The 26,828-nt window shown below is 32.1% G+C and carries 21 protein-coding genes and 1 riboswitch; of the genes, 16 read left to right on the forward strand and 5 right to left on the reverse strand.

Going from position 1 to position 26,828, the window contains the following annotated elements:
* Nucleotides 1-219 precede the first annotated feature (219 nt).
* Complete coding sequence (gene hemH / locus PNO30_RS02535; RefSeq protein ID WP_271987051.1) at nt 220-1,380, reverse strand: ferrochelatase; 1,161 nt, start codon at nt 1,378-1,380, stop codon at nt 220-222.
* Between the two features lie 324 nt (nt 1,381-1,704).
* On the opposite strand from hemH, the gene PNO30_RS02540 reads away from it, so the two are divergent.
* Nucleotides 1,705-2,061 (forward strand): DUF1310 family protein, encoded by a 357-nt coding sequence (locus tag PNO30_RS02540; RefSeq protein WP_271966057.1) that lies wholly within the window; start codon nt 1,705-1,707, stop codon nt 2,059-2,061.
* A gap of 135 nt (nt 2,062-2,196) precedes the next feature.
* Here PNO30_RS02540 and PNO30_RS02545 read toward each other — a convergent pair whose 3' ends face one another.
* The 3 genes from PNO30_RS02545 to PNO30_RS02555 form a co-directional block, all read right to left on the reverse strand.
* Entirely contained in the window at nt 2,197-2,757 is a 561-nt protein-coding gene (locus PNO30_RS02545; protein ID WP_271987052.1) for an ECF transporter S component, read from the reverse strand.
* Between the two features lie 207 nt (nt 2,758-2,964).
* Nucleotides 2,965-3,077: riboswitch (FMN riboswitch) on the reverse strand.
* A 275-nt stretch (nt 3,078-3,352) separates the two neighbouring features.
* Nucleotides 3,353-5,155, reverse strand: a complete 1,803-nt coding sequence (gene glmS / locus PNO30_RS02550) for a glutamine--fructose-6-phosphate transaminase (isomerizing) (protein WP_271987053.1) — start codon at nt 5,153-5,155, stop codon at nt 3,353-3,355.
* Nucleotides 5,156-5,997: 842 nt separating this feature from the next.
* Nucleotides 5,998-6,798 carry a DUF6612 family protein gene (locus PNO30_RS02555; RefSeq protein ID WP_271966302.1) on the reverse strand — a complete coding sequence of 267 codons (801 nt, stop codon included), beginning with the start codon at nt 6,796-6,798 and terminating at the stop codon, nt 5,998-6,000.
* 305 nt (nt 6,799-7,103) lie between these two features.
* On the opposite strand from PNO30_RS02555, the gene PNO30_RS02560 reads away from it, so the two are divergent.
* The 7 genes from PNO30_RS02560 to PNO30_RS08920 all read left to right on the forward strand — a co-directional run bounded on the left by PNO30_RS02560 (nt 7,104) and on the right by PNO30_RS08920 (nt 13,127).
* The gene (locus PNO30_RS02560) at nt 7,104-7,436 is read left to right on the forward strand and encodes a PadR family transcriptional regulator (protein ID WP_003144244.1); all 333 of its coding nucleotides are present in this window, start codon (nt 7,104-7,106) and stop codon (nt 7,434-7,436) included.
* A gap of 43 nt (nt 7,437-7,479) precedes the next feature.
* Nucleotides 7,480-7,944 (forward strand): DUF2812 domain-containing protein, encoded by a 465-nt coding sequence (locus PNO30_RS02565; protein WP_271987054.1) that lies wholly within the window; start codon nt 7,480-7,482, stop codon nt 7,942-7,944.
* Between the two features lie 4 nt (nt 7,945-7,948).
* Nucleotides 7,949-8,491: a hypothetical protein gene (locus PNO30_RS02570; protein WP_271987055.1), complete on the forward strand. Its 543-nt coding sequence runs from the start codon at nt 7,949-7,951 to the stop codon at nt 8,489-8,491.
* 45 nt (nt 8,492-8,536) lie between these two features.
* Entirely contained in the window at nt 8,537-9,439 is a 903-nt protein-coding gene (locus tag PNO30_RS02575) for an ABC transporter ATP-binding protein (RefSeq protein ID WP_271966299.1), read from the forward strand.
* Between the two features lie 2 nt (nt 9,440-9,441).
* Nucleotides 9,442-10,641: an ABC transporter permease gene (locus PNO30_RS02580; RefSeq protein WP_271987056.1), complete on the forward strand. Its 1,200-nt coding sequence runs from the start codon at nt 9,442-9,444 to the stop codon at nt 10,639-10,641.
* Nucleotides 10,642-11,398: 757 nt separating this feature from the next.
* Nucleotides 11,399-12,712 (forward strand): APC family permease, encoded by a 1,314-nt coding sequence (locus PNO30_RS02585; RefSeq protein ID WP_271987057.1) that lies wholly within the window; start codon nt 11,399-11,401, stop codon nt 12,710-12,712.
* 310 nt (nt 12,713-13,022) lie between these two features.
* Entirely contained in the window at nt 13,023-13,127 is a 105-nt protein-coding gene (locus tag PNO30_RS08920) for a putative holin-like toxin (RefSeq protein WP_331271069.1), read from the forward strand.
* 353 nt (nt 13,128-13,480) lie between these two features.
* Here the strand turns inward: PNO30_RS08920 and trpB are convergent, their stop codons facing one another.
* Entirely contained in the window at nt 13,481-14,689 is a 1,209-nt protein-coding gene (gene trpB / locus PNO30_RS02590; protein ID WP_271987058.1) for a tryptophan synthase subunit beta, read from the reverse strand.
* A 483-nt stretch (nt 14,690-15,172) separates the two neighbouring features.
* On the opposite strand from trpB, the gene PNO30_RS02595 reads away from it, so the two are divergent.
* The 8 genes from PNO30_RS02595 (at nt 15,173) to PNO30_RS02630 (ending at nt 26,638) form a co-directional block, all read left to right on the forward strand.
* Complete coding sequence (locus PNO30_RS02595; RefSeq protein WP_271966295.1) at nt 15,173-15,988, forward strand: MBL fold metallo-hydrolase; 816 nt, start codon at nt 15,173-15,175, stop codon at nt 15,986-15,988.
* Nucleotides 15,989-16,322: 334 nt separating this feature from the next.
* Complete coding sequence (locus PNO30_RS02600; protein ID WP_003147506.1) at nt 16,323-17,327, forward strand: ABC transporter ATP-binding protein; 1,005 nt, start codon at nt 16,323-16,325, stop codon at nt 17,325-17,327.
* Nucleotides 17,320-18,252, forward strand: a complete 933-nt coding sequence (locus PNO30_RS02605) for an ATP-binding cassette domain-containing protein (protein WP_003147507.1) — start codon at nt 17,320-17,322, stop codon at nt 18,250-18,252. The genes PNO30_RS02600 and PNO30_RS02605 overlap by 8 nt, the downstream gene beginning before the upstream one ends.
* Nucleotides 18,252-19,217: an oligopeptide ABC transporter permease gene (opp4B, locus tag PNO30_RS02610; protein ID WP_003147508.1), complete on the forward strand. Its 966-nt coding sequence runs from the start codon at nt 18,252-18,254 to the stop codon at nt 19,215-19,217. Before PNO30_RS02605 ends, opp4B begins: the two co-directional genes overlap by 1 nt.
* A 14-nt stretch (nt 19,218-19,231) precedes the next feature.
* Nucleotides 19,232-20,137: an ABC transporter permease gene (locus tag PNO30_RS02615; RefSeq protein WP_003147509.1), complete on the forward strand. Its 906-nt coding sequence runs from the start codon at nt 19,232-19,234 to the stop codon at nt 20,135-20,137.
* Between the two features lie 277 nt (nt 20,138-20,414).
* The gene (locus PNO30_RS02620; RefSeq protein ID WP_003147512.1) at nt 20,415-22,217 is read left to right on the forward strand and encodes an ABC transporter substrate-binding protein; all 1,803 of its coding nucleotides are present in this window, start codon (nt 20,415-20,417) and stop codon (nt 22,215-22,217) included.
* Between the two features lie 408 nt (nt 22,218-22,625).
* Complete coding sequence (locus PNO30_RS02625; RefSeq protein WP_003147513.1) at nt 22,626-24,428, forward strand: ABC transporter substrate-binding protein; 1,803 nt, start codon at nt 22,626-22,628, stop codon at nt 24,426-24,428.
* A gap of 404 nt (nt 24,429-24,832) precedes the next feature.
* Complete coding sequence (locus tag PNO30_RS02630) at nt 24,833-26,638, forward strand: ABC transporter substrate-binding protein (RefSeq protein WP_271987059.1); 1,806 nt, start codon at nt 24,833-24,835, stop codon at nt 26,636-26,638.
* Nucleotides 26,639-26,828: the final 190 nt, after the last annotated feature.

Consider the following 26,828-nt stretch of genomic DNA (forward strand, 5'->3'; position numbering starts at 1 on the left):
TATTAAGATAAGTGATAATTGTTATTACAGTGTTATTTATATGTAAACTAAAAAATATACAACAAAATATATAAAAATTGATAAAAAATTAATATATTTATTAATTTGATTTATAGAAGATATAGACGATTTTGTTTATATTTTTTATGTAAAAAATAACTCTATTACTAGCTAGTAGTAACAGAGTTATATCTTTTTTTTGTATTTATTTATAAAATATTATTTTTTGCTGAATATACTTTTAATGAAATTGAAAATTTTATCCTTACGACTTGTTTCTTTATTGGCTAGTATTTTTTTAACGAAGTCAGGCATTTCAGGTTTTTCGCCGTCTTTTTTGTTAGCCAGCATTTTTTTAACGAAGTCGGGCATTTCAGGTTTTTCACCATCTTTTTTATTGGCAAGCATTTTCTTAACGAAATCAGGCATTTCTGCTTTTTCTTTATCCATCTCGTTAAATGTTGTTTGTTCTGGATTATGATAGATAAAAGGATTATCTTTATTATCATTAATTGTAGAAACTAGAGCTTCTATTAAACGAGAGTCGTAGTTTGGCATTGGTGGTCTATGATATGCTACACCAAATTCTTCGCAAAGTTCACGACATTCAACATCATTATCAAAAAGAACTTCAATATGTTCACTTATAAAACTAAGAGGTACAAATATATAGTGATTTGGATGCTCTTTTTGATCTCTTAAATATTCTAGAACATCAGGTTTAATCCATGGCATACCGATATCACTCTCGCTTTGCCATGTGTTTGTATAGTTATCTTTATCAAGTCCTATTTTCTCTGCTATAATCTTAGTCATATCGAAGATTTGGTCAACATAAGGGTCGTTATATTTCAAAGCAATCTCAGGTACACTATGTGCAGAAAAGATAACTTTAAAGCTATCATTTTTAACTTCTGTATCGATAATTTTTTTGATTTCATTAGCCCAAAATTCAATTAATTTTTCTTCTTTATACCACGATTTTATTATATTAAATTTGATTTTATCACTCTTAATAAATCTTTCATATCCCATAATAGAATAGAATGAATAATGAGGTTCTAAAATTAAACAAATACATTCTTCAATATCATCTTCTTCCATTTTTGAAATTACATCCGGGATATATGGAGAAGAGAATTTATTTGCGAAGTATACTTGATATTCATCTCGTACAGCTTCTTTTAACAAATTAACTTCTTTAAGTGTTATTTCTTGAAGGGGAGAACCTTCGATGCGAAGATAGTTTTTTAATAATAAGTTGATTTCATCATCGTTAGGACGAACTCCTCTTCTAATATTCGTAAAAAATTTAGCTACGCCTTCAAATGTATAATCCTCAGGTGTTCCATATGTCATAACTAAAATAGCTTTTTTCATTATTTAACCTCTCATAATTGTATAGTTATATACGATTATACCACTTTTTGTACTAAAACACACGTGTTTTTATATTGTTACAGAAATTATTATCAATTACAATATCATATTAATTAAACTTAAATTGCTTAGACTGTTATATTTGTGAAGAAATTATGGCGAGATTGATGGTAAAAGGAAGCAATGTATAAAGTACAAGAAATCATAAAAAAACTATTGCAAAAACCTTAGAAAAGTTATAATATATAAGATAACTAAAAAGTGCACTAATAAGAGAGTTTTAAAATCTCCGATTGGTAGTTGTAAAAAGGAGGATGTGTTTAAGTGAGAAAAAAAATATTAGGAGCAATAACATTTATGGCTGCTGTAGGTGGAGTTATTTATATGAAAAATAATCCTAAGTACAAAGAAATAATTAGAGTCGTAAAAACTGCAGATGCTCGTGGTTTTTATGAAAAAATAATATTAGAAAAAGATAAATTGGCATTTACTGCAAAGTCGAAAATAAAAGATTATAAGATTGATTATGAGAGTATAAGAAGTGTTGGAGAAAAAATTTATGCTAGATTAATAGTTAATAATGATGAAAAATTAAATATTGATACGGTACTCGATGAAAAAGACACTAATGTAGAAGAAGTAGCTCACTCAGAAAAATTAGATAAACTATTGAGTGAATAAGATAGTTGTAGGGTGTAATAATAATTTTGAAATAAAATATTCCCTAGGAAATAATAAAAAAGGAATCCTCCATTACAGTAAGGTGAGTGTAATGGAGGAATTTTTCATGGTTAAATTAATTATTTAGTTTTATTTTTATGCAAAACGACTGCGAATACTTGTTGGTATTGATCTATAAACACTCTTAGTAACGAAGAATAAGAATGTTATTAAAGCACCTTTTAATAGGTTGAATGGAATAATACCAGCAGTTACAATAGTTTTCACATTAGTTACGATATCAGCTAAATTCATGATATATCCATATGCTGGAAGTAACACGAAGTAGTTAAGTAATGACATGAATAATGTAATAGCTAAAGTACCTAAGATACCACCGATGATTGTTTTTGTAGTACCTTTTTTGTAGAAGAATACGATAATGCTAATGAAAGTAAATTCTACAACGATATTAGCGATTGATCCGATAGGTTCATGTGATAATAATGCGAAGTGTAGGAAGTTTTTTAAGAATGACACTAAAAGTGCATCTTTATAACCTAATAATAACAACGCCATGAATAGCGGGATAAACGTGAAATCAAATTTTAGAAATGGTGGCAAGAATGGCACAGCAAAACTAAAAAAAGATAGAAGTAGAGCAATAACTGCAAGCATTCCACTTAAAACAAGTGAATGAACATTTTTTTTGTACATATTAAATCCTCTTTCCTATCTTCATAGGCAAAAAATAACCGCAATATAATTTTTAAAAAGGCGTCTTTAAAATCTGTATTAGATATAAAAAACACCACTTTAAAAAATTTAAAGCGGGACTGAAAGGTATGAAAAATAAACATCGCACAACACACTGTATGACAAATATACATATGTAGTAAGGTTATATGTGCAAGTTTATTAATTCTATATCTTCTATCATCCAGACTGTACTGTCGGTTTTGGAATTTCACCAAATCAGCTTGCGCTCGCGGACTTTAACCGCCGGTCGGGAATTTCACCCTGCCCCGAAGATAATTTAATTATTTACTATAGATTTATTATAAACCTAAGACTAAAGTTTGTAAAGAGAAAAGGCTTAACTTTTTATAGATAGATAAAAGTAGGGAGTGACTCAAAAATCGTGATTTCGTAGAAATCGATTTTGTCGAGTCACCCCCGCAAAGTTTATTAGATATCTAAAAAGCTTTTATAAAGCGAATTTAGATATCAATAAACCACTGCGTCTATGAATTCTCATAGACACTTTGTTAAAATTTAGGACTTTTGGGTCAAGTACTACTTAAATTATTTATTATTCTACTGTTACTGATTTAGCTAAGTTACGTGGTTTATCCACATCTAAACCTTTAGTATAAGCTGCATAGTATGCGAATAATTGTGTAACAACGATACTTGCGATTGGAGCAAGATCTTCATTTACGTTAGGAATAGCATAATCACCTTTACGAGCTAATTTTTCTAATGTAATGATTAGAGTATTAGCTCCACGGCTAGCTACTTCACTTACGTTACTACGTGTATTTAAGTCTAGTTTAGCGCTTGTAATAAGAGCCACTACTGGTGTTCTTTCTTCTATAAGAGCGATTGTACCGTGTTTTAATTCTCCTCCGGCAAATCCTTCTGTTTGAATATATGAAACTTCTTTAAGTTTTAAAGCTGCTTCACATGCACTATAGTAGTCAATTCCACGTCCGATATAGAATGCATTACGTTCAGTGAATAAGTTTTTAGCTAAGTCTTTGATAGTTTTTGTATCATCTAAGATTGATTCGATTGCTGAAGTAATTACTGATAACTCTTGCTCAATATCAAATTTAGGCTGTCTTGAAAGTTGTTTAGCTACTTCGTAAGCTAGTATACTTAGTGTTGCGATTTGAGCAGTATATGCTTTAGTAGAAGCAACCGCAATTTCAACACCTGCGTGAAGTAATAATGTATAGTCACATTCACGAGATAGAGTTGAAGCATCAACGTTAGTAAGTACTAAGAATTTATAATCTTCATTTACACTACGTAATTTTGTTAATACTGCACGAAGGTCAGCTGTTTCTCCTGATTGAGAAAGGAAGATAAACATTGGTTTTTTAGATAATAATGGTACGTTGTAAGCAAATTCTGATGCTAGGTGTACTTCTGTTGGGATACCAGCCCATTTTTCGAAGTAGTTTCTTCCTACTAAACCAGCGTTATAACTTGTACCACATCCGATGATGTATAGTCTATCCGCATCTTTTACGTTGTTAATAATTTCGCTGTCAATATTTACATCATGTCCATCGAAGTAGTGAGAGATGATGTTACGCATAGCTCCTACTTGTTCATGAATCTCTTTAATCATGTAATGCTCGTGGATACCTTTATCAATTTCTCCAGCGTTTAAGTTAGTTGAGAAACTTTCACGCTCTACGATATTACCTTCTTTATCTTCGATAGTTACGCTATCTTTTTTCACGATAACAATTTCACCATCGTTGATTTCTAAGAAGTTGTTAGTGTACTTAATCATTGCTAAAGCATCACTACCAACATAGTTTTTATTTTCTTCTCCTAGTCCAATAAGAAGTGGACTTTTGTTTTTTGCTACATATAATGTATCTTTATCTTCTGTGTCGATTAAACAAAGTGCATAAGATCCTTGTAATTTAGATACAGCTTTTTTGAAAGCTTCTTTAGTATCAAGACCACGATCGCTATAAACTTGTACTAATTGAACGATAACTTCAGTATCAGTTTCAGAAACAAGTTCTACACCTTTGAAAAATCTATCTTTAAGTTCTTGGAAGTTTTCGATAACTCCATTGTGAACTAAAATAAAACGTTTGTTGAAGCTTTGATGTGGGTGAGAGTTAGTTGTGTTAACTCCACCGTGAGTAGCCCAACGAGTATGACCGATACCTAATTCTAGGTGAAGACCTTCAGGTATTAAGGCTTCTAGGTTTTTAATACGACCTACAGACTTAGTAACGCTAGCTTCTCCGTTAACAACCCCAGCAATACCAGCTGAGTCGTATCCACGGTACTCAAGACTGCTAAGTCCATCGATTAAAAATTTAACTCCATTTGCTTCTCCAACAAATCCTACAATTCCACACATATTAAAAATTCCTCGCTTTTTTCTTTATTTAATTTAATTGTCGTTTCATAGAAAGTACTATGAAAATTATATTCACTCAAAAATATTATACTCCACTTAGTTTATGTTAACCTGAAAGAAAGTATTATGAGCCAAATAGAGAGAGGATAATGATTTTGAAGGGTGGTTTTTTTACGTCATTCTTCCTTAAAAACCAAGTTGCTGTTGCATACGATATATCTATGAGTTAATCGTTAGGTTTCTTGAATCAAAAAGATGATAAGAAACCTTATCGAGTAACTTAGACAACAGCTACTCAAAATATAAGGAATGAAATGACGAAATATTTTGTTAGTAGCCACTGTAACTATTTCGTCGTCTCTTTGTTCCTAGAAATAGTAAGATCTACCCCAGCAGTGGCAACTAAAGTTTTTGTCGTCATTCTTCCTTAAAAACTAAGTTGCTGTTGCATACGCTGTACCTAAGTATCTTGTCGTCACTACGTTCCTAAAGATACAAAGGTACACCCCATTGTACATTATCTAACGAAACTCTCTGGTTCCGAAAAAGCATCCGCCGAATTTTCGATAACTTTTTTCCTCGTCAACTAAGCTCAATTTAACCTTTAGAACTTAGTTCGGGCGCTATAATTATAAATTCAAATTACCTCCTAGTTATTTAATCGTCCATATTATTATACTAGATGAGAAGTGCATTGTAAACTGAAAGGATAAATTTACATAAACTCAGATATTAAAATAAAGTATCTAAAAATTTAACCTTAATTTTTAGAATTACTGAAATACAAACTTGACTAATAAAAAAACCTACTTACTTTTTTCAGTAGGTAGGTTTTAATGTTATTAACGTTGTGAATTAGTAGCTACTTCCTTAGCATTTTTCACTTCATCAGGAAGGTTGATTTCTTTAACGTTATTCACGTTAGAATATTTGATGATTTGTTTAATTTTCATCGTAGTTGGGTTTGAAGTATCTTTAGTTGCAAGTTCCATTGTTACTTCGTTGTTAACAGGTGTGAAGTCTTTAGTAACTACAAGTTTAATAGAAACGTTTTTGAAATCAACGTTGTTAAATGCACTAGCAGTCACTTCGCTTCCTGAAGAAGCGTTAGCAACAGCAACCATAAGATCTTTGAATTGGTCACCATTTCCTGTATATGTTAGTACGTAGTTTCCATTTTCTTCAGTTTTCTTGAAATCTTTAGCGATTTTTTTGTAGAATTCTAAAATTTGGTCTGAATTAGCAATCTTTTTAAGATTTTCAAATTGTGCTGTTATATTGTTGTTTGAACTTTTAACCCATTCGTTTTGTCCTGTTGATTTTGCATAAGCAGTTCCATCTTTGATGTATAATTCTAATGTTTGGCTTTGTCCTTGAGCTTTCACATCAGTAGTTGCTTTCATTGCAAGTGGATCCATGATTAATGAACCAGATACAGTATTTTCAATTGTTTGGTTTTGTTCACCAACTAAAATTTCAGATTGGTTTGTAGCTTCGAAATCTGTACTCTTAATATTTTTAGATGATTCTACTGATTTATTGACGATTTGTTCTGCGGAAGTTCCCATGCCACAAGCAGCAAGAGTAACTGAAAGAATAACCGTTGCAATAAGCAATAGATATTTTTTTAGTGATTTTGTCATGTGTCTCTCCTTAACATTAATTAAAATAGACTAGTATAAGGAATCTATTTTTATAAATTTATTTTTATAGCATTATTCTATCATATTATAGTCGATATTACTATATTATAAACCTATTTTTAAAATATCTGTAATAAATAATATAGGTCATAAATAAGGAAACTATTTTTATCCAATATTTTTTGTGAAAATAATAAATAATCTATTGACTTATATCAATGATTGATATACAATTATATCGAAGATAGATATATCGATGATGGATATAGATACAGAATATCTCTAATTAAGTTAGGAGGGATAAAATGGCAAAGTTAAGCCCTTATGAAACGGGTGAACTAACGGATAGTATATTTTTCACACTTCTAGTTTTAACAGAACCTATTCATGGTTATTTAATAATGCAAAAGGTGGCAGAAATTACTGACAATAATATTATTATCGGACCTGCGACAATGTACACAACTTTAGGTAAAATGGTTTCTGTAGGCTGGATAGAAGATAAGGAAATTGATAATTCGAAAAAAGAATATCATATTACTCCAAAAGGTATGGAAGTTTTGGAGAAAAATTTAAAACTGCGACAGTTTTTACTAGATGTTGCTAAGAAGTTTATAGGTGGTGGGAGTGATGAGTAAATATAAGGTGATACATACCTTTGCTTTAACAAATAAGAGACTCATGAGAAAGTTGGAAAGATATAGTGCTAAGGGCTGGCATTTTAAAAAGTTTCTAGGATTCTTCATTTTACTAGAAAAAGGAGAAAAAATTAACTACAAATACGAACTGGTATATGATAAAAAGTTCGATTCTGAACGTGAAGATTTCTATAAGTTTAACGGTTGGAAAGTAGTTAGAAACAGTTTTTTCTGGCAAATATTACGTGGTGAACCTTCAGCAACTACACTATATACAGATAATTTGAGTGAAGAATATATGTGGCTATATAGAATAAGATTTAATGTGAAAATCATGTTAGGGTGTTTTCTTATAGCTTTGGTGACGCACATAATAAATAAATTTATAATGCCATCTGAAGTAATAGATTTTATTACAGGAATGTCTTTTAGCTTTGCTTTAGGACTAGGTGCTGTAAATATAGCATTCTTTATAAAATATTTATTTTTGAAGAGAAGAAAGGATTGAATTTATGAAGTATAAATATGTTCCGGTATTTATAAGCTATGACAAAGTAGCGGATAAAATGAATCGCCTTGCTGCTAGGGGATATGAATACGATAAAGAGGCTATAGTGGCAATCAGAATGAAGAAAGTTTCGGAGATTAGTGATAAGCAATACAAGTTTATCTTTGATAAAAACTTTACACCTGAGATAGAAGAGTATTATAAAGCAACTGGTTGGAAGCTTTATAAGTTTCAAGTTTATAATTTGTTTAGGCTAGCTGAAGGGACTTCGAGTTCTTATCCGATATATACTGATACCGAGACGGAATTAGAAATTGTTAAATATAGATTGTTAAGATTTATAGTTTTATTTATTTTAATAAATATAATAGGGGTATTGTATTTTACTAATATTAAATGGGTAATTAATAGTGGAATACCTGATGTGTTAGCCATGTTAATAGGTGGATTAATAGGTGGTATATTTGGTTACTGTATAAGTGGACTTGGAATGTTTTTACCGAAATATTTCAAGTTAACAAAAGAAATAAAAAATAATGTCGAATAAAAAAGGAATTTAACTTTTAATAAGTTAGGAAATGAGGTAAGGGCTATGATTTTAGAATTTAAAAATGTAGAGAAGAGTTTTGGTAATAAAAAGGTTCTTAAGGGAGTTAGCTTCACAGCGAAAAGCGGGGTGGCTAACGGATATTTAGGACGAAATGGTAGTGGTAAAACTACAAGTTTTAGAATTTTGTTAGATATATTCAAGCCAGATAAAGGTGAGATTTTATTAGACGGAAAACCTCTAGATCACAGTAAGGTGAAAATTGGATATTTACCAGAAGAGCGTGGAATGTACGATGGTGTTGGACTAGTAGATCAGCTTACGTACTTCGGAATGCTAAAAGGTATGAAGAAGAAAGCAGCACAAACAGAAGCGAAAAAATGGTTAGAGTATTTCGAATTAGAAGATAATAAACAAGCATTAAAAACATTATCTAAAGGTAATGCACAAAAAATTCAAATTATTCAAAGTGTTATGAATGACCCAGATATTCTTGTTTTTGACGAACCATTCAGTGGACTTGATCCGGTGAACGTATCGAAGCTAAAAGAAATAATTACAGACTTTATCAAAAAAGACAAACTAGTTATTTTTTCATCTCACCAAATGCCAGTTGTAGAAACATTCTGTGAAGACATAAATATACTAGAAAAAGGGGAAATTACTTTAAGTGGAAATCTAGATTATATTAAAAAACAACTAGGACATGGAAAAATGATCTTGAGTGTTAGTAACTTAGGAAAAGAAGAATTGCTCGCTAATCTAAGATCTATACCATTAGGTATCGAATACTCATTAGTACCAGAGGGAGTACTTCTTGATTTTAAAGAAGAGGGATCTAAAAAAGAACTATTAGCAAAACTTGCAGGAAGCAGCTTTAATATAGAAGAATTTAAACTTTATAAACCATCGTTAGAAGATATATTCAAGGAACAGGTAGGTAAGTAGTTATGAAGAATTTTAGTACAGTATTTAATTTCGAGTTAAAACAATTTTTCGCAAAGAAAGCGACAAAAGTTATTATGGCAATATACTTCGTTATCGCTATAGGTATAACATTTGTACCATCGATTGCGAACAGTAATCTTTTCAAAGGTGATAGCAACGATAATTTCAATCGTAGTGCATATGTTGTAAAAGATGCAAATATTAAATTAGAAGATCTAAAAGAAGCTAAAAAATATGATAGTAAAGAGGCTTTAGAAAAAGACATTAAAGATAAAAAATTAGATGAAGGTATCGTCTTAACTAAAGACAGTTATGAATATTTATCTAGACAATCTATCTTTAGTAAAGGTAGCAGTGAATTCAAAGAAGCTTTTGGAAAGAACGTAGAAAAATTAGTCTATAAACAAAATGGTTTAGATTATGATAAAGTAACTAACGTGAAATCACATCTACCTCAACCTGTACCTGTGAACGTAAGTGGAGATTCTGATGCTCAAACTCAGGCTGTGAATGTAGTGGTGGTTTATGTCCTTACATTTATTGTCTATATGACGGTAGTTCAATTTGGTAGTGTAGTTGCAACAAATGTTGTTAAAGAAAAAAGTAATAGAGCTATGGAACTATTAGTAGTCACTGTAAATCCTAGAACGTTAATTTTAGGAAAAGTACTAGCTTTATCAATTGCGGTACTTATTCAAATGGGCTTAATCATAGGTGGTTTATTTGCAGGTCTAAAAATTAATGGTTCTAGATATAGCGATAATATTAAACATATTATAGAAAACGTAGACTTGAAAGTCCTTGGTGTCGGACTAGTGTTTGCTTTAACTGGATTCGTAATGTTTATGTTTATGTACGCGGCATTCGCTTCACTAGTTAGTAAGATTGAGGATGTCAACGGAGCGATAACTTTACCGATGTTAACATTTATGGGTGCATTCTTCGCAAACTACTACATTATGGGTTCAACAGGAGATACTAAAATTGCAGAGATTTTATCATATGTTCCATTCACATCATACTTTGTAATGTTTACACGTTATGCAATTAGCCACGTTTCTATTCAAGAATTAGGATTATCTTATGGTATATTAGCTTTAACTACATTACTTGTAGCATTTGCGAGTGTTAGAGTATATAGACTAGCAACATTAAGATATGGTCAAAAATTAAACTTCTTCAAATTATTATTTGGGAAATAGGAGAAGTCAAAATAAATCAACACCACATAATAGATTATCTAGTATGTGGTGTATTTTGTATATCTGAGTTAACTATTTATAACTTGAGTTATAGTATTATTTATTCATTGCACTTATTTCATATTTATGTTAAAATAAAACTATAAAGAGAGAGCCGTTTTAAAGACGGTGACTCTGATTAATTATAGTTGAAAATAACTGTCTTAACCGTTCAAAGTTTTAAAGATGGTTATTTTTTATTGTCTTTTTTTAATGCCATAATGCACGCACTAACTATTGAAACAATTAAAAGGTTTATTCCAATAATTGTTTGTACAATTTCATATGCCGACAACTTGCTACTCCCTTCTTCAAGATTTTAGTGTATGCGGACATAACACCAACTCCTTTCATAGAAAAGTAGCCACCATCTTTGTAGAAAGTATTATACTCTCCAACTTCTCTCTCCGATTTTGATTATATCAGATTAATTAGTGATTATCAACGATTTTAAGAAATTAATAGGATTATTTTAATATTGTTAATAATAGTAAAAATTATATAAAAAAGATAATTACAAAGGAGATAGTTATCATTTACAAAATTAATAAAATTTAAATATATAAAATTTAATTATATATTTTAAAAAAATATTATTTTCAGTAAATTTGAATCGGCATTCAAAAGATTCAAATTTTGAGTCTTTTCTTTTTTCTTTTTTTCTAATAAAAAGGTATAATATAGAAATGAAAAAATTATAAATAAGGAGGTTACTCTTATGAGTGAGTTGAAAAGAACGATAGGTTTCATGCCGGCTTTTATGACTGTAATAGGTTCAGTAATTGGAGCAGGGGTGTTCTTTAAGGCAGCTGTAATTTATAAAACTACAGGGACGATGAGTCTAGGGTTGCTTGCTTGGGTTCTTGCTGGAATTATTACTATCTGTGCCGGTCTTACTGTTGCAGAACTTGCGGCATCTATTCCTGAAGTAGGAGGGATGGTCGTTTGGATAGAGAGAACTTATGGGAAAACTGCAGCATTCTTATTAGGATGGGCTCAGTCGGTAATTTATTTCCCTGCGATGATTGCGGCTCTTGCTGTTATTTTCTCTACACAAGTTTTAAACTTATTAAATTTAGATAAAGCGTGGCATCTTCCTATAGCCTTTGCTGCTGCAGCGTCGTTAATGTTTTTAAACTTTCTAGGTGGAAAAATTGGTGGGGTAATTCAAACAGTAGCTACCATTTGTAAATTAATACCATTAATAGTAATTATTGGATTTGGATTATTCCAAAGTGATTCACAGCCGCTACAATTATTACCTATAGAAGCGGGGAAAGATATTTCATTTGCTAGTGGACTAGGTGGAGCTTTACTTGCTGCGATGTTTGCCTATGAAGGGTGGACGAACGTAGGAAGTATGGCAGGAGAGATGAAAAATCCTAAAAAAGATTTACCAAGAGCGATTTTCTTAGGACTTGCTGTTGTTATGGCAGTATATGTACTTATAAATGTTGCTTACCTTATGACTTTACCATTAGATCATGTTGCAGGTAATCAAACTGTAGCCAGTGATGTAGCTGCGAAGTTGTTCGGCGGTATTGGTGGTAAAATTATCACTATTGGAATATTAATCAGTGTATATGGAGCAATTAACGGATTCTCAATGGCTGGAATTCGTGTACCTTATGCAATGGCAAAAAGTGAACAAATTCCATTTAAAAATGTATGGACGAAGTTAAACAAAGGTGCTGTACCGGTGAATGCAGGATTATTACTTTTAGTAATAGCATTCTTAATGATGTTAACTGGTAGTTTTGATATGTTAACAGATCTATTAGTATTTGTAATGTGGTTCTTCTATACAGCAACATTCCTTGCGGTAATTATACTACGTAAAAAAGAACCAAAATTAGAAAGACCATATAGAGTACCCCTATATCCAATTGTTCCTATAATAGCAATTCTAGGTGGGGTGTATACTTTAGTAAGTACTCTAATTTCACAAACATCATTAGCTGTGGGAGGAATAGCCTTAACATTAATAGGACTATTATTCTATACAGAATTACATAAGAAATTTAAAAAATAATAAAAAAAACATCGCATATTAGAAAACCTAGTATGCGATGTTTTGTTGTTATTTGTTTCTATTTTATGAATTTATTTTTTCAGAATATGTTTAATTTATGAATAAAATTTACTATTATTAACAAGTTGAAAACATTGATATAGCAGCTCTCATAAATAGTTGATTATATATATTTAATTTGATATAATCAAAATCGGAGAGAGAAGTTAGGGAGCAGTATAGTTTCCGATGAAGATGGTGGCTACTTCAGTTTGAAAGGGGATGGTGCTATGTCCGCATACACTAAAATCTTGAAGAAAGGAGTAGCAAGTTGTCACCTTACGAAATAGTACAAACTATTATTGGTATAAATCTATTGATTGCAACAATAGTTGGAGTGTGCTTAACAGCGTTCAAAAATGACAATAAAAAATAACCATCTTTAACTTTAGCCGGTTAGATGGTTATTATTATAACTAACTAATTAAGCCACCGTCTTTTAAGTTAGTCGTTTATTTTTCAAAGTAGAAGACTGAAGAAAAATATTACGAATAATTTATACTACGACTACTATAATTTCTACGAACATAGTGAGTTAAGAAATTATTAGTAAAGTCAGTGCAAACGGCTCTCTCTTTTATGATTTTATTCTAACATAAATATCTAATAAGTTCAATGAATAAATAAGGCAATAGTTAAATTTATTGAAATTTGCTGAAATTAGTAATACTACTAAAGTAAATAATATAACATCGCATATTAGAAAACCTAGTATGCGATGTTTTGTTGTTATTTATTTCTATTTTCTAAGTAGTCTGCAATTGCAGCTACGTCTTTGTCTCCACGCCCAGATACGTTAACGATAATTAATTTATCTTTATCTAGTTTTGGAGCACGTTTGATCACTTCTGCAAGAGCGTGTGAACTTTCGATTGCTGGGATAATTCCTTCTGTTCTAGTTAATAGAAGTAAAGCATCAACAGCTTCATCGTCAGTTGCACTTACGTATTCAGCACGTTTTGCATCTTTTAGGAATGAGTGCTCAGGTCCGATACCTGGGTAGTCTAATCCTGGAGAGATAGAGTAAACAGGTTTTACTGAACCATCTTCGTTGAATAATGCGTAAGTCTTCATACCATCAACAACACCAACAGTCCCAAGAGTAAGTGTTGCTGCGTGACGATCTGTATCAAGACCACGACCAGCTGCTTCAACCCCTAGTAATGCTACTTCTTCGTGAGGGATGAATTCAGCAAAAGCACCGATTGCATTAGATCCACCACCTACACAAGCTACTACTAAGTCAGGTAGACGTCCTTCTTTTTCTAAGATTTGGCGTTTTGCTTCTTGACTGATAACTTTTTGGAAGTCTTTTACAATAGTAGGATATGGGTGAGGTCCTACTGCAGATCCTAGTACGTAGAAAGTATCGTCGATGTTTTCAATCCATGCTTTGAATGCAGCGTCAACAGCTTCTTTAAGAGTTTTTTCTCCTTCTTGAGCTGCGTGAACTTTTGCTCCTAGCATTTCCATTCTAAATACATTTAATCTTTGTCTTTCTACATCAAGAGCTCCCATGTAAATTTCACATTCCATACCGAATTTTGCAGCGGCAGCAGCTGTAGCTACACCGTGTTGACCTGCACCTGTTTCAGCGATAACTTTCTTTTTACCCATACGTTTTGCAAGTAAAATTTGTCCGATAACGTTGTTAAGCTTGTGTGCTCCAAGGTGGTTTAAATCTTCACGTTTAAGATAGATTTTTGCCCCTCCAAGGTGGTTTGTTAAACTTTCAGCGTAGTATAGTGGAGTTTCACGTCCTGAGTAATCTTTTAAGTAGTGAGCGTACTCTGCTAAAAACTCTTCATCATCTTTGTATTTGTTGTAAGCTGCTTCTAGTTCATCAAGAGCTTTTTGTACAACCTCAGGCACGAAGCTTCCTCCAAATTCTCCAAAGTATCCTTTTAAGTTGTTTAAGTTATTTTCTAAGTTTGTCATAATTGTTTATTTCCTTTCGAATTGTCTATAAGATTTGTATAAGTTTTTTATTTTACCCCAAAAAGAAAAGACCGTATAGAATTCTATACGGCCCTTTTGCGAAATTTAAAACGAATTTTCTACAGCCGACATAGACACTTTTTAGAGTACACTAAAGTTGCGTCTACGTCATAAAAACATACACACAACATTATCTACGCCAGTTTTGCCAAGATTTTAAAGTTGTTGTTTGTTTCATTTGTAGTTCCTCCTTTTCGTTTTTGTTGTTTTTATTATACACATTATTATTTATGAATGCAAGCTTTTTTTGAATAAATTTCTAAATTTTTCTGACAATTAACTAAAAAACTCATTCTTGTTAAGGTTTTCCAGAGCTGTTTATTATGAAATTCTTTAAGAAAAATTAGTATAGTGATTCTTTCTACCTAAACTATTGTAAAAGTGATATAATAGAAAAGTGAAAAAATGGTATGGAGGTGCAACTTGAAATTATCGGTATTAGCCAGCAGTAGTAGTGGAAATAGTATTTATATAGAGCATAATAATTTTAAATGTTTAGTAGATGCTGGACTGACTGGAAAAAAAGTAGTAGAAAACTTGGCACAAATTGAGCGTGATATTAAAGATATCAATGCAATTTTTGTAACACATGAACATATTGACCATATTAAAGGAGTAGGGGTACTCGCAAGGAAATATAATATTCCTGTTTATGCTAATAAACTTACTTGGCAAAATATGACTAAGTGTGGTGAAATTAGCTCGGATCTTAAGTTTCATTTTGAAAAAGAAGAGAGTAAAATTTTTGATGATGTAGTTGTTAATAGTTTTGGAGTTAGTCATGATGCGATTAATCCACAGTTTTACACTTTTGAGTGTGATGGGAAAAGGGTAAGTATTCTTACGGATACGGGTTATGTTTCTGATAAGATGATAGATTATGTTAAAGATTCACATACGATTGTCTATGAGAGTAATCATGAGGAGAATGTTCTACTTAGTGGACCTTATCCATGGACGACTAAACAACGTATTTTATCAGATATGGGTCACTTATCAAATACAGATTCTGCTAATTATTTAACGAAGATAGTAGGAGATAATACAAAAAATGTCTTTTTAGCCCATTTAAGTGAGCAAAATAATACAAAAGAACTTGCTCGTATGGCAACGGATATGACGCTTAAACACAAGGATATAGATTGTGTTCTAGAAGCTGATAAAACTATTGATTGTAATGATAAAATAATTATTATGGATACTGATCCAGTAGTTCCGACTAAGATAATAGAAATATAAAAATTAGTAATAAAGCGACTTGATAAAATGTTTTTTAGAAAATAAGATTTTGAGTCGTTTTTTTCGATATATTCAGAGGAAATTTTAGTAGTTTTATAGAGTGTTTTGATAAATATTCAGAAAATTCTAGATTTTTCTCTCTGAATTTTACTTTTTTATTGCTTTTTTTCTAAAAATTTTATAATATAGTATTATGCTGTTTTTATTTAAGGTTATGATTTATAAAAAAATCTGATTAGAAATAAAACAATATTAATTGAAAATGCAAAAAGAAATAAAGTTTAAATTTGTATTTATTATTGAAGTAAGTTATTTTTTGGAAGGAGATAGGTAAATGGAGAAACTATTAGAGATTAAAAATCTAGAAACAGCTTTTAGAATTAAAGATGATTACTTTAATGCTGTTGATAAAGTTAGTTTAGACCTATATAAAAACGAAGTATTAGCTATCGTTGGAGAGAGTGGTTGTGGTAAGTCGACATTAGCGACTACTATTATGCGTCTTCATAATGAAAATCTTACTAAGTCAACTGGAGAAATTATTTTTAATGGGAAAAATATTCTTGACTTAACAGAAGATGAGATGAATAAAATTAGAACAAAAGATATTGGAATGATTTTCCAAGATCCACTTTCTTCGTTAAACCCATTACACAGAATTGGAAAACAAATAGAAGAAGCCTTAATTTATCACACAGAATTAAGTGCAGAAGAAAGACAAAAGAGAGTTATCGAGTTATTAACACAAGTTGGTATCCCTAATCCTGAGCGTTGTGCAAAACAGTATCCACACGAGTTATCAGGGGGTATGCGTCAACGTGTTATGATAGCTATGGCGATGAGTTGTAAACCAAGTGTTCTTATCGCAGACGAACCTACAACAGCTCTAGACGTTACAATTCAAGCGCAAATATTAGACCTTATTAAAGGACTTCAAGCAGAAATGCATGCAGGAATTATCTTAATTACTCATGACCTTGGTGTAGTTGCTGAGATGGCTGATAGAGTAGCTGTACTGTATGCTGGAGAAGTAGTAGAAATTGGAACTGCAGAACAAATCTTCAAAAATCCAAAACACCCGTACACTCGTAGTTTATTACGTAGTATTCCTCAACTTGATGATGAAGATGCTAGTGATGACCTTTACGTTATTCAAGGGATGGTACCTTCTCTAAAAACATTAGACAGACAAGGGTGTCGTTTTGCTGATCGTATATCTTGGCTAAAAGATGAAGAACACGAACACAATCCAACTTTACATGAAGTAGAAGAAGGACATCATGTACGTTGTACATGCTATAAAAACTTTGAATTTGAAGGGGAGGAGAACAATGCTTAAAGTAGAAAATCTAAAAGTACATTATCCCATTCGCGGTGGATTTTTCAATACAATTAAAGATCATGTCTATGCAGTAGATGGGGTTGATATTGAAATCGAAGCAGGGAAAACTTATGGATTAATCGGTGAAAGTGGTAGTGGAAAAACTACTGTAGGTAAAGTAGTCTTAGGTTTAGAAAAAGCAACTGATGGACAAATTATTTACAAAGACGAAGATGTTACTAAAAAAGCAGCTCGTAAAAAACTAAAATATAATCGTGACGTTCAAATGATTTTCCAAGATGCAATGTCTAGTTTAAATCCTAAAAAACGTATTATAGATATTATTTCAGAACCTATTAGCAATTTTGAGAACTTATCTGAAGAAGATACTAGAAAGCGCGTATTAGAGCTTCTTAATATCGTAGGTATGGGTGAGGAAGCTATGTATAAATATCCATTTGAATTCTCAGGTGGACAACGTCAACGTATTGGTGTTGCACGTGCAATCGCGTGTAATCCACGTTTAATCGTAGCCGATGAACCGGTATCTGCCCTTGACCTTTCAGTTCAAGCTCAGGTATTAAACTTCATGAAAAAAATCCAAAGAGATTTTAATATAAGTTATTTATTTATCTCTCATGACCTTGGTGTTGTTAAACACATGTGTGATTATATTTATATCATGTATCGTGGTCGTATCGTAGAACGTGGAACTCGTGAAGATATATACAATAATCCACAACACATTTATACAAAACGTCTTATTGCGGCTATTCCAAGTACTAACTTAGATAAAGCTAAAGAAGTAAAAGAAGTTAGACAAGCTGTTGAAGAAGAGTATCAAAAACATTATAATGATTATTTCGATAAAGATGGAAGAGTGTATCCACTTAAAAAATTAACAGATACACACTATGTAGCTATGAAAGGAGGAGAAGTATAATGTGGAAAGTAGTTTTAAAACGTTTTTTAGTAATGATACCACAACTATTCATCCTTAGTATACTAGTGTTTGGTCTAGCTAAACTTATGCCTGGGGATCCATTTAGTGGTTTAGCAGAAAATCCAAAAATATCTCAAGAACAAATTGAGGCGATTCGTCAAGCGAGTGGGTTCTATGAACCTTGGTATCAACAATACCTAACTTGGTTAAAAAACTTCATGCACGGTGATTTCGGATTAAGTTATACTACTGGTAAATCAGTAGGGACACTTTTAGGAGAAAGAATTTTCAATACATTCAACCTGTCATTATTTACTGCGGTAATTATGTATGCAATTGCTATCCCTATGGGGATGTATTCAGGTCGTTATAATGGTTCTAAATTCGATAAATTCGTAAACTTTTATAACTTCTTCTTCCTAGCGATTCCATCATTCGTATTATACTTATTTATGATTGCATTATTTGGTTTCGGTCTAGGATGGTTCCCAACAAGTGGATCTGTAGATGTTAACCTTGATCCAGGAACATTCACATACTATATTAATAAATTGCAACACTTAATCTTACCTGGTATCTGTTTAGCGTTATTATCAACAGTATCGACTGTTCAATATCTACGTAATGAAGTTATCGACGCGAAACAAAGTGATTATGTTAAAACAGCACGTGCTAAAGGTGTGCCAGTTAAAAAAGTTTATTCAGGACACATCTTTAGAAACTCTATCTTACCAATCGCAGCATTCTTCGGATTCTCTATTACTGGATTATTCAGTGGTGGTATCTTCGTAGAAACAATCTTTGGTTACCCTGGAATGGGACAATTATTCTATCAAAGTATTCAAGATAGAGACTACAGTGTTGTTACAACGTTAATGTTATTCTCAGGATTCTTAACATTGCTTGGTAGTACTTTAAGTGATATTATCATGGCAATTGTTGACCCACGTATTAAATTAGACTAGGAGGAAGTTGAACAATGACAAAAGCAAAAGAAGAAAAAGTTATAACTAAAACTCCTTCTGGGTTTTCAGTTGTGGCTCGTGAATTTAAAAAGGATAAAGGTGCTTTTGCAGCTTTAATCACATTAAGTGCAATTTTAATTTTTGTAGTACTTTTCAATATTTACATTCGTGTGAGTGGAGTATATAGTACTTACTTTGATGTAGATTTATTAAATATTTTCTTAAAACCTGGTGAGGATGGATTCTTATTAGGTACAGACGTAGGTGGTCACTCAGTTTTTGGATGGCTAATGATGGGGATGCTTAACTCAATTCTTATCGCGGTTGCGGTAACAGCATTAACAATTGGGTTTGGTACAGCAGTAGGGTTAGTTATTGCATATTACGGAGGACGTGTTGATAATATTGTGATGCGTTTCGTAGACTTTATGGTAATTATCCCAACTCTTATGGTAATCATCGTATTCGTAAGTATTAAACGTGATTACGGACTTGTACTATTCATTCTGATTTTATCAGCGTTCGCATGGATGGGATCAACTCGTTTGGTACGTAGTAAAGCATTATCAGAATCACGTCGTGATTATGTTCTTGCTTCAAAAACTATGGGAACACCAGATTGGAAAATCATGTTACAAGGAATTTTACCAAATATTAGCTCGATCATTATCGTAGAAGCTACATTATCATTAGCTGCTAATATGGGTATTGAGGTAGGTCTGACATACCTTGGATTCGGTCTTCCAGCAGGAACACCAAGTATAGGTACAATGTTATCTTATGCAAAAGATGCAGACGTTCTTATTAACAAAATGTACATTTGGTTACCAGCAGCCCTTGCAATCTTAATCATCGTTTTATGTATCAACTCTATTGGTGGTGCATTAAGACGTAGTTTAGATGCTAGACAAAGATTATAATTTAGAAAGTCATGTAGAAAGATTTCTACATGGCTTTTTTATTTTTTCTAATGAATTCTAGATTGGTATTTAGTTTGAAATAAATTATATAAATCTAATGGTATTCGTAATGAGTGTTATCGATAGATAATTAATATTTATATCCATTTCAGCGAAAATTAAAAAAATAGTGTAAAATTTTCTGACAATTACTTGACTACTATAAAATTCTCTGATATAATTGCTAAATATAACATTAAAGAAAGACTGTACAACGTACAGCATGGAGGATAAGATAATGGAAAAGAAAAAAATGTTAAAGGTAGTTAGTTCAGCTATGGCTCTCACAATGTTACTTGCAGGATGTTCAAGCGCAAGTAACAATTCTAAGGGAACAAAGGCAGCTGTAGAGTTTAAGACAGCCGTGGACAATGGTGGAAATGCGCTTAGTGGTCAACAACTTAAAGTTGGTATTGCTTCAGCAGATCCATTAACAGGGATGTTTAACCCAGTGTTTTATTTACAATCTACTGACAATGATGTAATGAAATATACAATGGCAGGAGCTTTCCCAACTGACGATGCAAACCGTTTAAAACAAGATGACAAAGAAGCACCAGTTATGTTCCACGTTGATCGCGATAAAAAAGAAGTTACATTAACTATTCATAAAGATCTTAAATGGAGTAACGGGGAAGACGTAAAAGCGGACGATATCGTTGCAACATATGAACTTATGGGTAATCCTAAGTACACTGAAAACGTTCGTTACAGTGATGAGTACGAAGTAATCGAAGGTATGAAGGACTATCACGAAGGAAAAGCAAAAAATATCTCTGGAGTAGTTAAAAAAGATGATAAAACTGTAGTACTTAAATATACAGAGATTAAACCAGCATTATTATGGGGTAATGGATTTATCGGAGAATTCTTAAACAAGGCTCAAGTAGAAGCTGCATCAAAAGACTTCACTAAATTTGTTGAAGCAGACTTAAACAAAAAACCATTATCTTATGGACCATATTACTTAGATAAAGTAGTAAATGGGGAAAGTGTATTAGCGAAAGCTAACCCTTACTTCTACAAAAAATCTGATGTAAAAATTCCAGAAATCCAATTTAAAGTTGTATCACCAGCTCAAGCAAGTGCTGTTCTTAAAAACGGTGATGTAGACTTAATGGATAGTTTGACTACAGGTATCTGGGACGGAACTAAAGATGCTAAGAACGGAACAATCTTAGGAGAATCTGACTACTATGTATCATATGTTGGATTCAAACTAGGTAAATTCAACAAAGAAAAAGGTGAAGTAGAAGTAGATCCAAACGCAAAAGCTGCAGATAAACGAGTGCGTCAAGCATTTGGATATGCGGTAGATTGGGATCAAATCAACGAAAAAATCTATAAAGGATTACGTTTCACACCAACTGGTTCTGGATTCTATCCACCAATCGTTAAAATGTTCCACAACAAAGATGGTGAGAAATATACTAAGAACGTAGAAAAAGCTAAAAAACTACTTGATGAAGCAGGTCTTAAAGATACTGATGGAGACGGATTAAGAGAAGATAAAAACGGTAAAAAACTTACATTCAACTTCGCTATCCGTAACACAGGTCAAGACTTCGACCAAACATTAGCAGATACATTCGTTAAATCTTGGAAAGAAGTAGGATTAGATGTTAAACTTGTAGATGGTAAACTTATGGCACCTAAAGATTGGTCTCAACGTGTGCAAGCAGATGATCCAGGAATCGACATCTTCCAAGGGGCTTGGGGATTAGGAAGTGATCCAAACCCAGGTGGATTAGTAAGTAAAACAACACCACTTAATTTACAACGTTACACAACAGAAGAATTAGAAAAATCATTAACTGCAATGGGAAGTAGCGATATGTTTGATGATGCTAAACTTAAAGAAGCATATCAAAAATTTGATAAACAATTCAGAGAAGAAGCTGCTTGGTTACCATTCAGTTGGCAACAATCTATGACATGGGTTAACAAACGTGTTAAAACACTTGACTTAGCGAAACTAAAAACTGGTGAACAAAAAGTTTACGGTTTAGAGTTAACTGCTGATGCACCAGCAAAAAATTAATTTAGTTTAGGATTGAGATTTAGCTAAGGGCACTTAGTTGAATTTCCCCCTAATAAACTTATATTTCATTTTATTTTCAATTAATTTTTGAGAGGGATGAAAAATTAGAATTTCAATAGAGGTTTCTAATTTAAGCCCTCTCATCTTTGAAAATATGAATATACTGTTTATATTATAGAAATATTAATAAAAAAAATAGATATAACTTTTAAATGAAAAATTAATTAACAAGGGTTGACTTGAAATTACGATTTTTGAGTTATTCCCATATTCTTAATAAAAATATGTAGAGCTACAAATTTACATAGATTTAAGGCGAAGTATCATGCTTTAATGTAGCAAAGATACCTCGCCTTAAATTTTGTCTTTATTAATTATTAATAAACTAGAGTTATATTGGAGGAAAAAATGAAGAAAAATAAATTTTTAAAAGTATTCAGTTCAGCAATGGCACTATCAATTATTTTAGCAGGATGTTCAACGTCGTCAAAATCATCAAAAGATGGAAAACCATCAGTAGAATTTAAAACATCAGTTGATAACGGTGGTAGTGCGGTAAGTGATTCTATATTGAAAGTTGGTATCCTTAGTGCCGATCCATTAACAGGGATGTTTAATCCAGTATTCCACCTGCAAGCAACAGATAATGCAGTAATGGAAGATACTATGGCACACACATTTGCTTTTGATCATTCATACAAATTAAAAGAAGATGATGAAGATGCACCGGTTAAGTTTCATCTAGATAAGGATAAAAAACAAGTAACACTTACTATACGTAAAGATTTAAAATGGAGTAACAATCAAGACGTAGTAGCGGATGATATTATCGCAACATACGAACTTATGGGTAACTCTAAGTATAAAGATAATATCCGTTATAAGAGTGAATTTGAAACAATAGAAGGTATGAAAGCCTACCATGAAGGTAAAGCTGAAAAAATCTCAGGTCTTACTAAAAAAGATGATAAAACAGTAGTAATTCAATACAAAGATGTAAAACCAGCTCTTCTATGGGGAAGTGGATTCATAACAACATTCCTTAACAAAGATCAAGTAGCTGCTGCATCAAAAGACTTTAGTAAATTTGTAGAAGCAGAATTAAATACAAAACCATTATCTTATGGTCCATACTATTTAGATAAAGTAGTAAATGGAGAAAGCGTACTTGCTAAGCAAAATCCATACTACTATAAAAAAGACGATGTAAAAGTAAAAGAAATCCAATATAAAGTAGTTGCGCCAGCTCAAGCAAGTTCTATAATTAAAAATGGTGAAATTGACTACATGTCACAAGTAACTCCGAATGTATGGAGCGCGGTAAAAGACTATTCAAACGGAACATTATTAGGACAGCCAGATTTCTATATTTCATATGTAGGATTTAAACTAGGTACATGGGACAAAGAGAAAAATGAAGTGAAAGTAAATCCAAATGCAAAAGCAGCGGATAAACGAGTACGTCAAGCATTCGGATATGCGGTAGATTGGGATCAATTAAATGAAAAAATTTACAAAGGACTACGATTCACACCTACAAACTCAGGTATTTACCCACCACGTTCAGAAGATTACTATGATAAAGATGGATTCAAGTATAAAAAAGATGTAGAAAAAGCGAAAAAACTTCTTGATGAAGCAGGACTTAAAGATGTTGATGGAGATGGATTAAGAGAAGATAAAGATGGTAAGAAATTAACATTTAACTTCGCAATCCGTAACACAGGTCAAGACTATGATCAAACTCTTGCTGATGCATTTATTAAATCATGGAAAGAAGTAGGTTTAGATGTAAAATTAGCTGATGGAAAACTAATGTCATCAAAAGACTGGACACAACGTGTAACAAGTGACGATCCATCTATCGATTTATTCCAAGGAGCATGGAGCTTAGGTACTAACCCTAACCCAGCACGTCTATTAAGCGATAAAGCTAAAGTTAACTATCAAAGATATATGAGTGATGTGCTTAAAAAAGACTTAGAAACAATCAATTCTAAAGAAATGTTAGATGATGCTAAGCGAAAAGAAGCATATAAAAAGTTCGATAAAGACTTTGCAGAAGAAGCGGCTTGGCTACCATTTAGCTGGAGTACAGATATTACATGGGTAAATAAACGTATCAAAAACTTCGATGTTAAAAAATACGCTTATGGTGAACAAAAACTATATGCATTAGAGCTTACTAATAAAGATAGTGCCAAAGGATAATCTAAAAATTTTATATTAAGTTTTAAAGAGGATTGGGAGTGACTCGAAAATCGTGATTTTTGAGAAAACGATTTTATCGAGTCACCTCCAGTCCCTTTTTTTGTATAAGAATAAATATATCGATTTAACAAAACTAAAATGAAAAGAATAGTAGGTTTTTGATATGAGATGTCACTGTTATGTAAGTAAAATAAGAAATATATATATTTGTAAAGTAATAAAGTATAATTTAGTTAACTAATATTAAATTTATATTTTTAAAATATCGAACAGAAATTTAAAAAGAGAATTTTGTTATTTTTATATTATTTTCTGAAAATTTACTTGACTTATCGTTAAAATGATGTTAGAATTATTTCATAAATAATTGAAAATAAGTTTTTATATATTATGGAGGAAATAAAATGAAAAAGAATAAGTTTCTAAAAGTATTTAGTTCAGCGATGGCTCTTTCAGTAATTTTAGCTGGATGTTCAACATCAAGTAATTCTGGAAGCAAAAACGCTCCTAAAGCAAAAGTAGAATTTAAAACAAGCTTTGATAATGGAGGATCAGCTGTAGATGGTGCTACATTAAAATATGGTATCTTATCAGCTCAACCATTAACAGGTCTTTGGAACCCAGTATTCTCTGATAAAGCAGAAGATCAATACGTAAACCAAGCTGTAATGGGTGGGACATTCCCTACTGATGAAGAAGGACGTGTTGTACAAGATGATGCTGATGCAGCAGTTAAATTCCACTTAGATCGTGATAAAAAAGAAGTTACATTAACTATCCACGATGGAGCTAAATGGAGCAACGGTGAAGCATTCACATCAAAAGATATCGTAGCTACATACGAACTTATGGGTAACCCTAAATTCACTACAAACACTCGTTATAATGATGCATACGAATTTATTGAAGGAATGAAAGAATTCCACGAAGGTAAAGCGAAAAATATCTCTGGTATCCAAGTTAAAGATGACAAAACAGTAGTACTTAAGTACACTGATGTTCGTCCATCATTACTATGGGGTGAAGGTTTAGTTACTGACTTCTTAAACGCGAAACAAGTTGAAGAAGCTTCTAAAGACTTCGCTAAATTTGCTGAAGCAGACTTAAACAAAAAACCATTATCATATGGTCCTTACTACATCACTAAAGTAGTAAACGGAGAAAGTGTTCTTGCAGAACAAAACCCTCACTACTACAACAAAGATAAAATGAAACTTAAAAAAATCGAGTTCAAAACAGTAGCTCCAGCTCAAGCTAGCCAAGTAATCAAAAATGGAGAAGTTGACTATATCGATAGCGTTACTCCAAGTGTTTACGAAGGAGCAAAAGACATCAAAAACGGAACATTCTTAGGTGATACTTCTCGTCACATGTCATATGTTGGATTCAAACTAGGTAAATTCGACAAAGCTAAGGGTGAAAACGTAGTTGATCCTAACTCTAAATTAGCTGACAAAAACTTACGTCAAGCATTCTTATATGCAGTTGACCGTGACCAAATCAATGAAAAAATCTTCAAAGGATTACGTTTCACTCCAACTGGATCTGGTATGTACCCAGCAGCTGTAGGTAAATTAGTAAACGAAAACGCAACTGCAGCTAAAAAAGATGTAGAAAAAGCTAAAAAATTATTAGACGATGCAGGATACAAAGATAAAGATGGTGACGGACTACGTGAAGATAAAAACGGAAACAAACTTTCATTCAACTTCGCAATCCGTAACACAGGTGCTGAATATGACCAAGCATTAGCAGACGTATTCGTTAAATCTTGGAAAGAAGTAGGATTAGATGTTAAATTAGTAGATGGAAAACTTATGTCTCCAAAAGACTTTGCACAACGTGTACAAGCAGATGATCCATCAATCGATATCTTCCAAGGTGCATGGCAATATGGAACAAACCCTAACCGTCAAGAGTTACTAGGTAAAAAAGCTCCATTAAACTTATACCGTTACACTACTGAAGCATTCGAAAACAGCTTCAAAGCTCAAGGATCAGCAGATATGTTTGACGATGCTAAATTAAAAGCAGCTTACAATAAATTTGACACAGAAGTAGCTGAAGAATTACCATTCTTCCCATTAAGCTGGGATACAAGTATCTCATTCTTCAACAAACGTGTTAAATCATATGATTTAGCTAAAGCTAAGAAAAACCAATTCAAACTTTATGACATTGAGTTAACAGCTAACGAAGGTGCTAAATAATAGAATTTAAAATGCGACATAGATGACTTCGGTTGTCTATGTCGTTTGTTTTTTCTAAATTGAGAGAAAATTCAAAAAACTCTTGATTTTTTAGTCAATTAGTAGTAAAATAAATACAACAAAAGTACAAAGGTTTTTCATAATAAGTTAAATGAAAAACTTAATGATTAGGAGGACTACCATGAGACAA

This window comes from Gemella haemolysans (assembly GCF_028308085.1).
Classification (GTDB): domain Bacteria; phylum Bacillota; class Bacilli; order Staphylococcales; family Gemellaceae; genus Gemella; species Gemella haemolysans_D.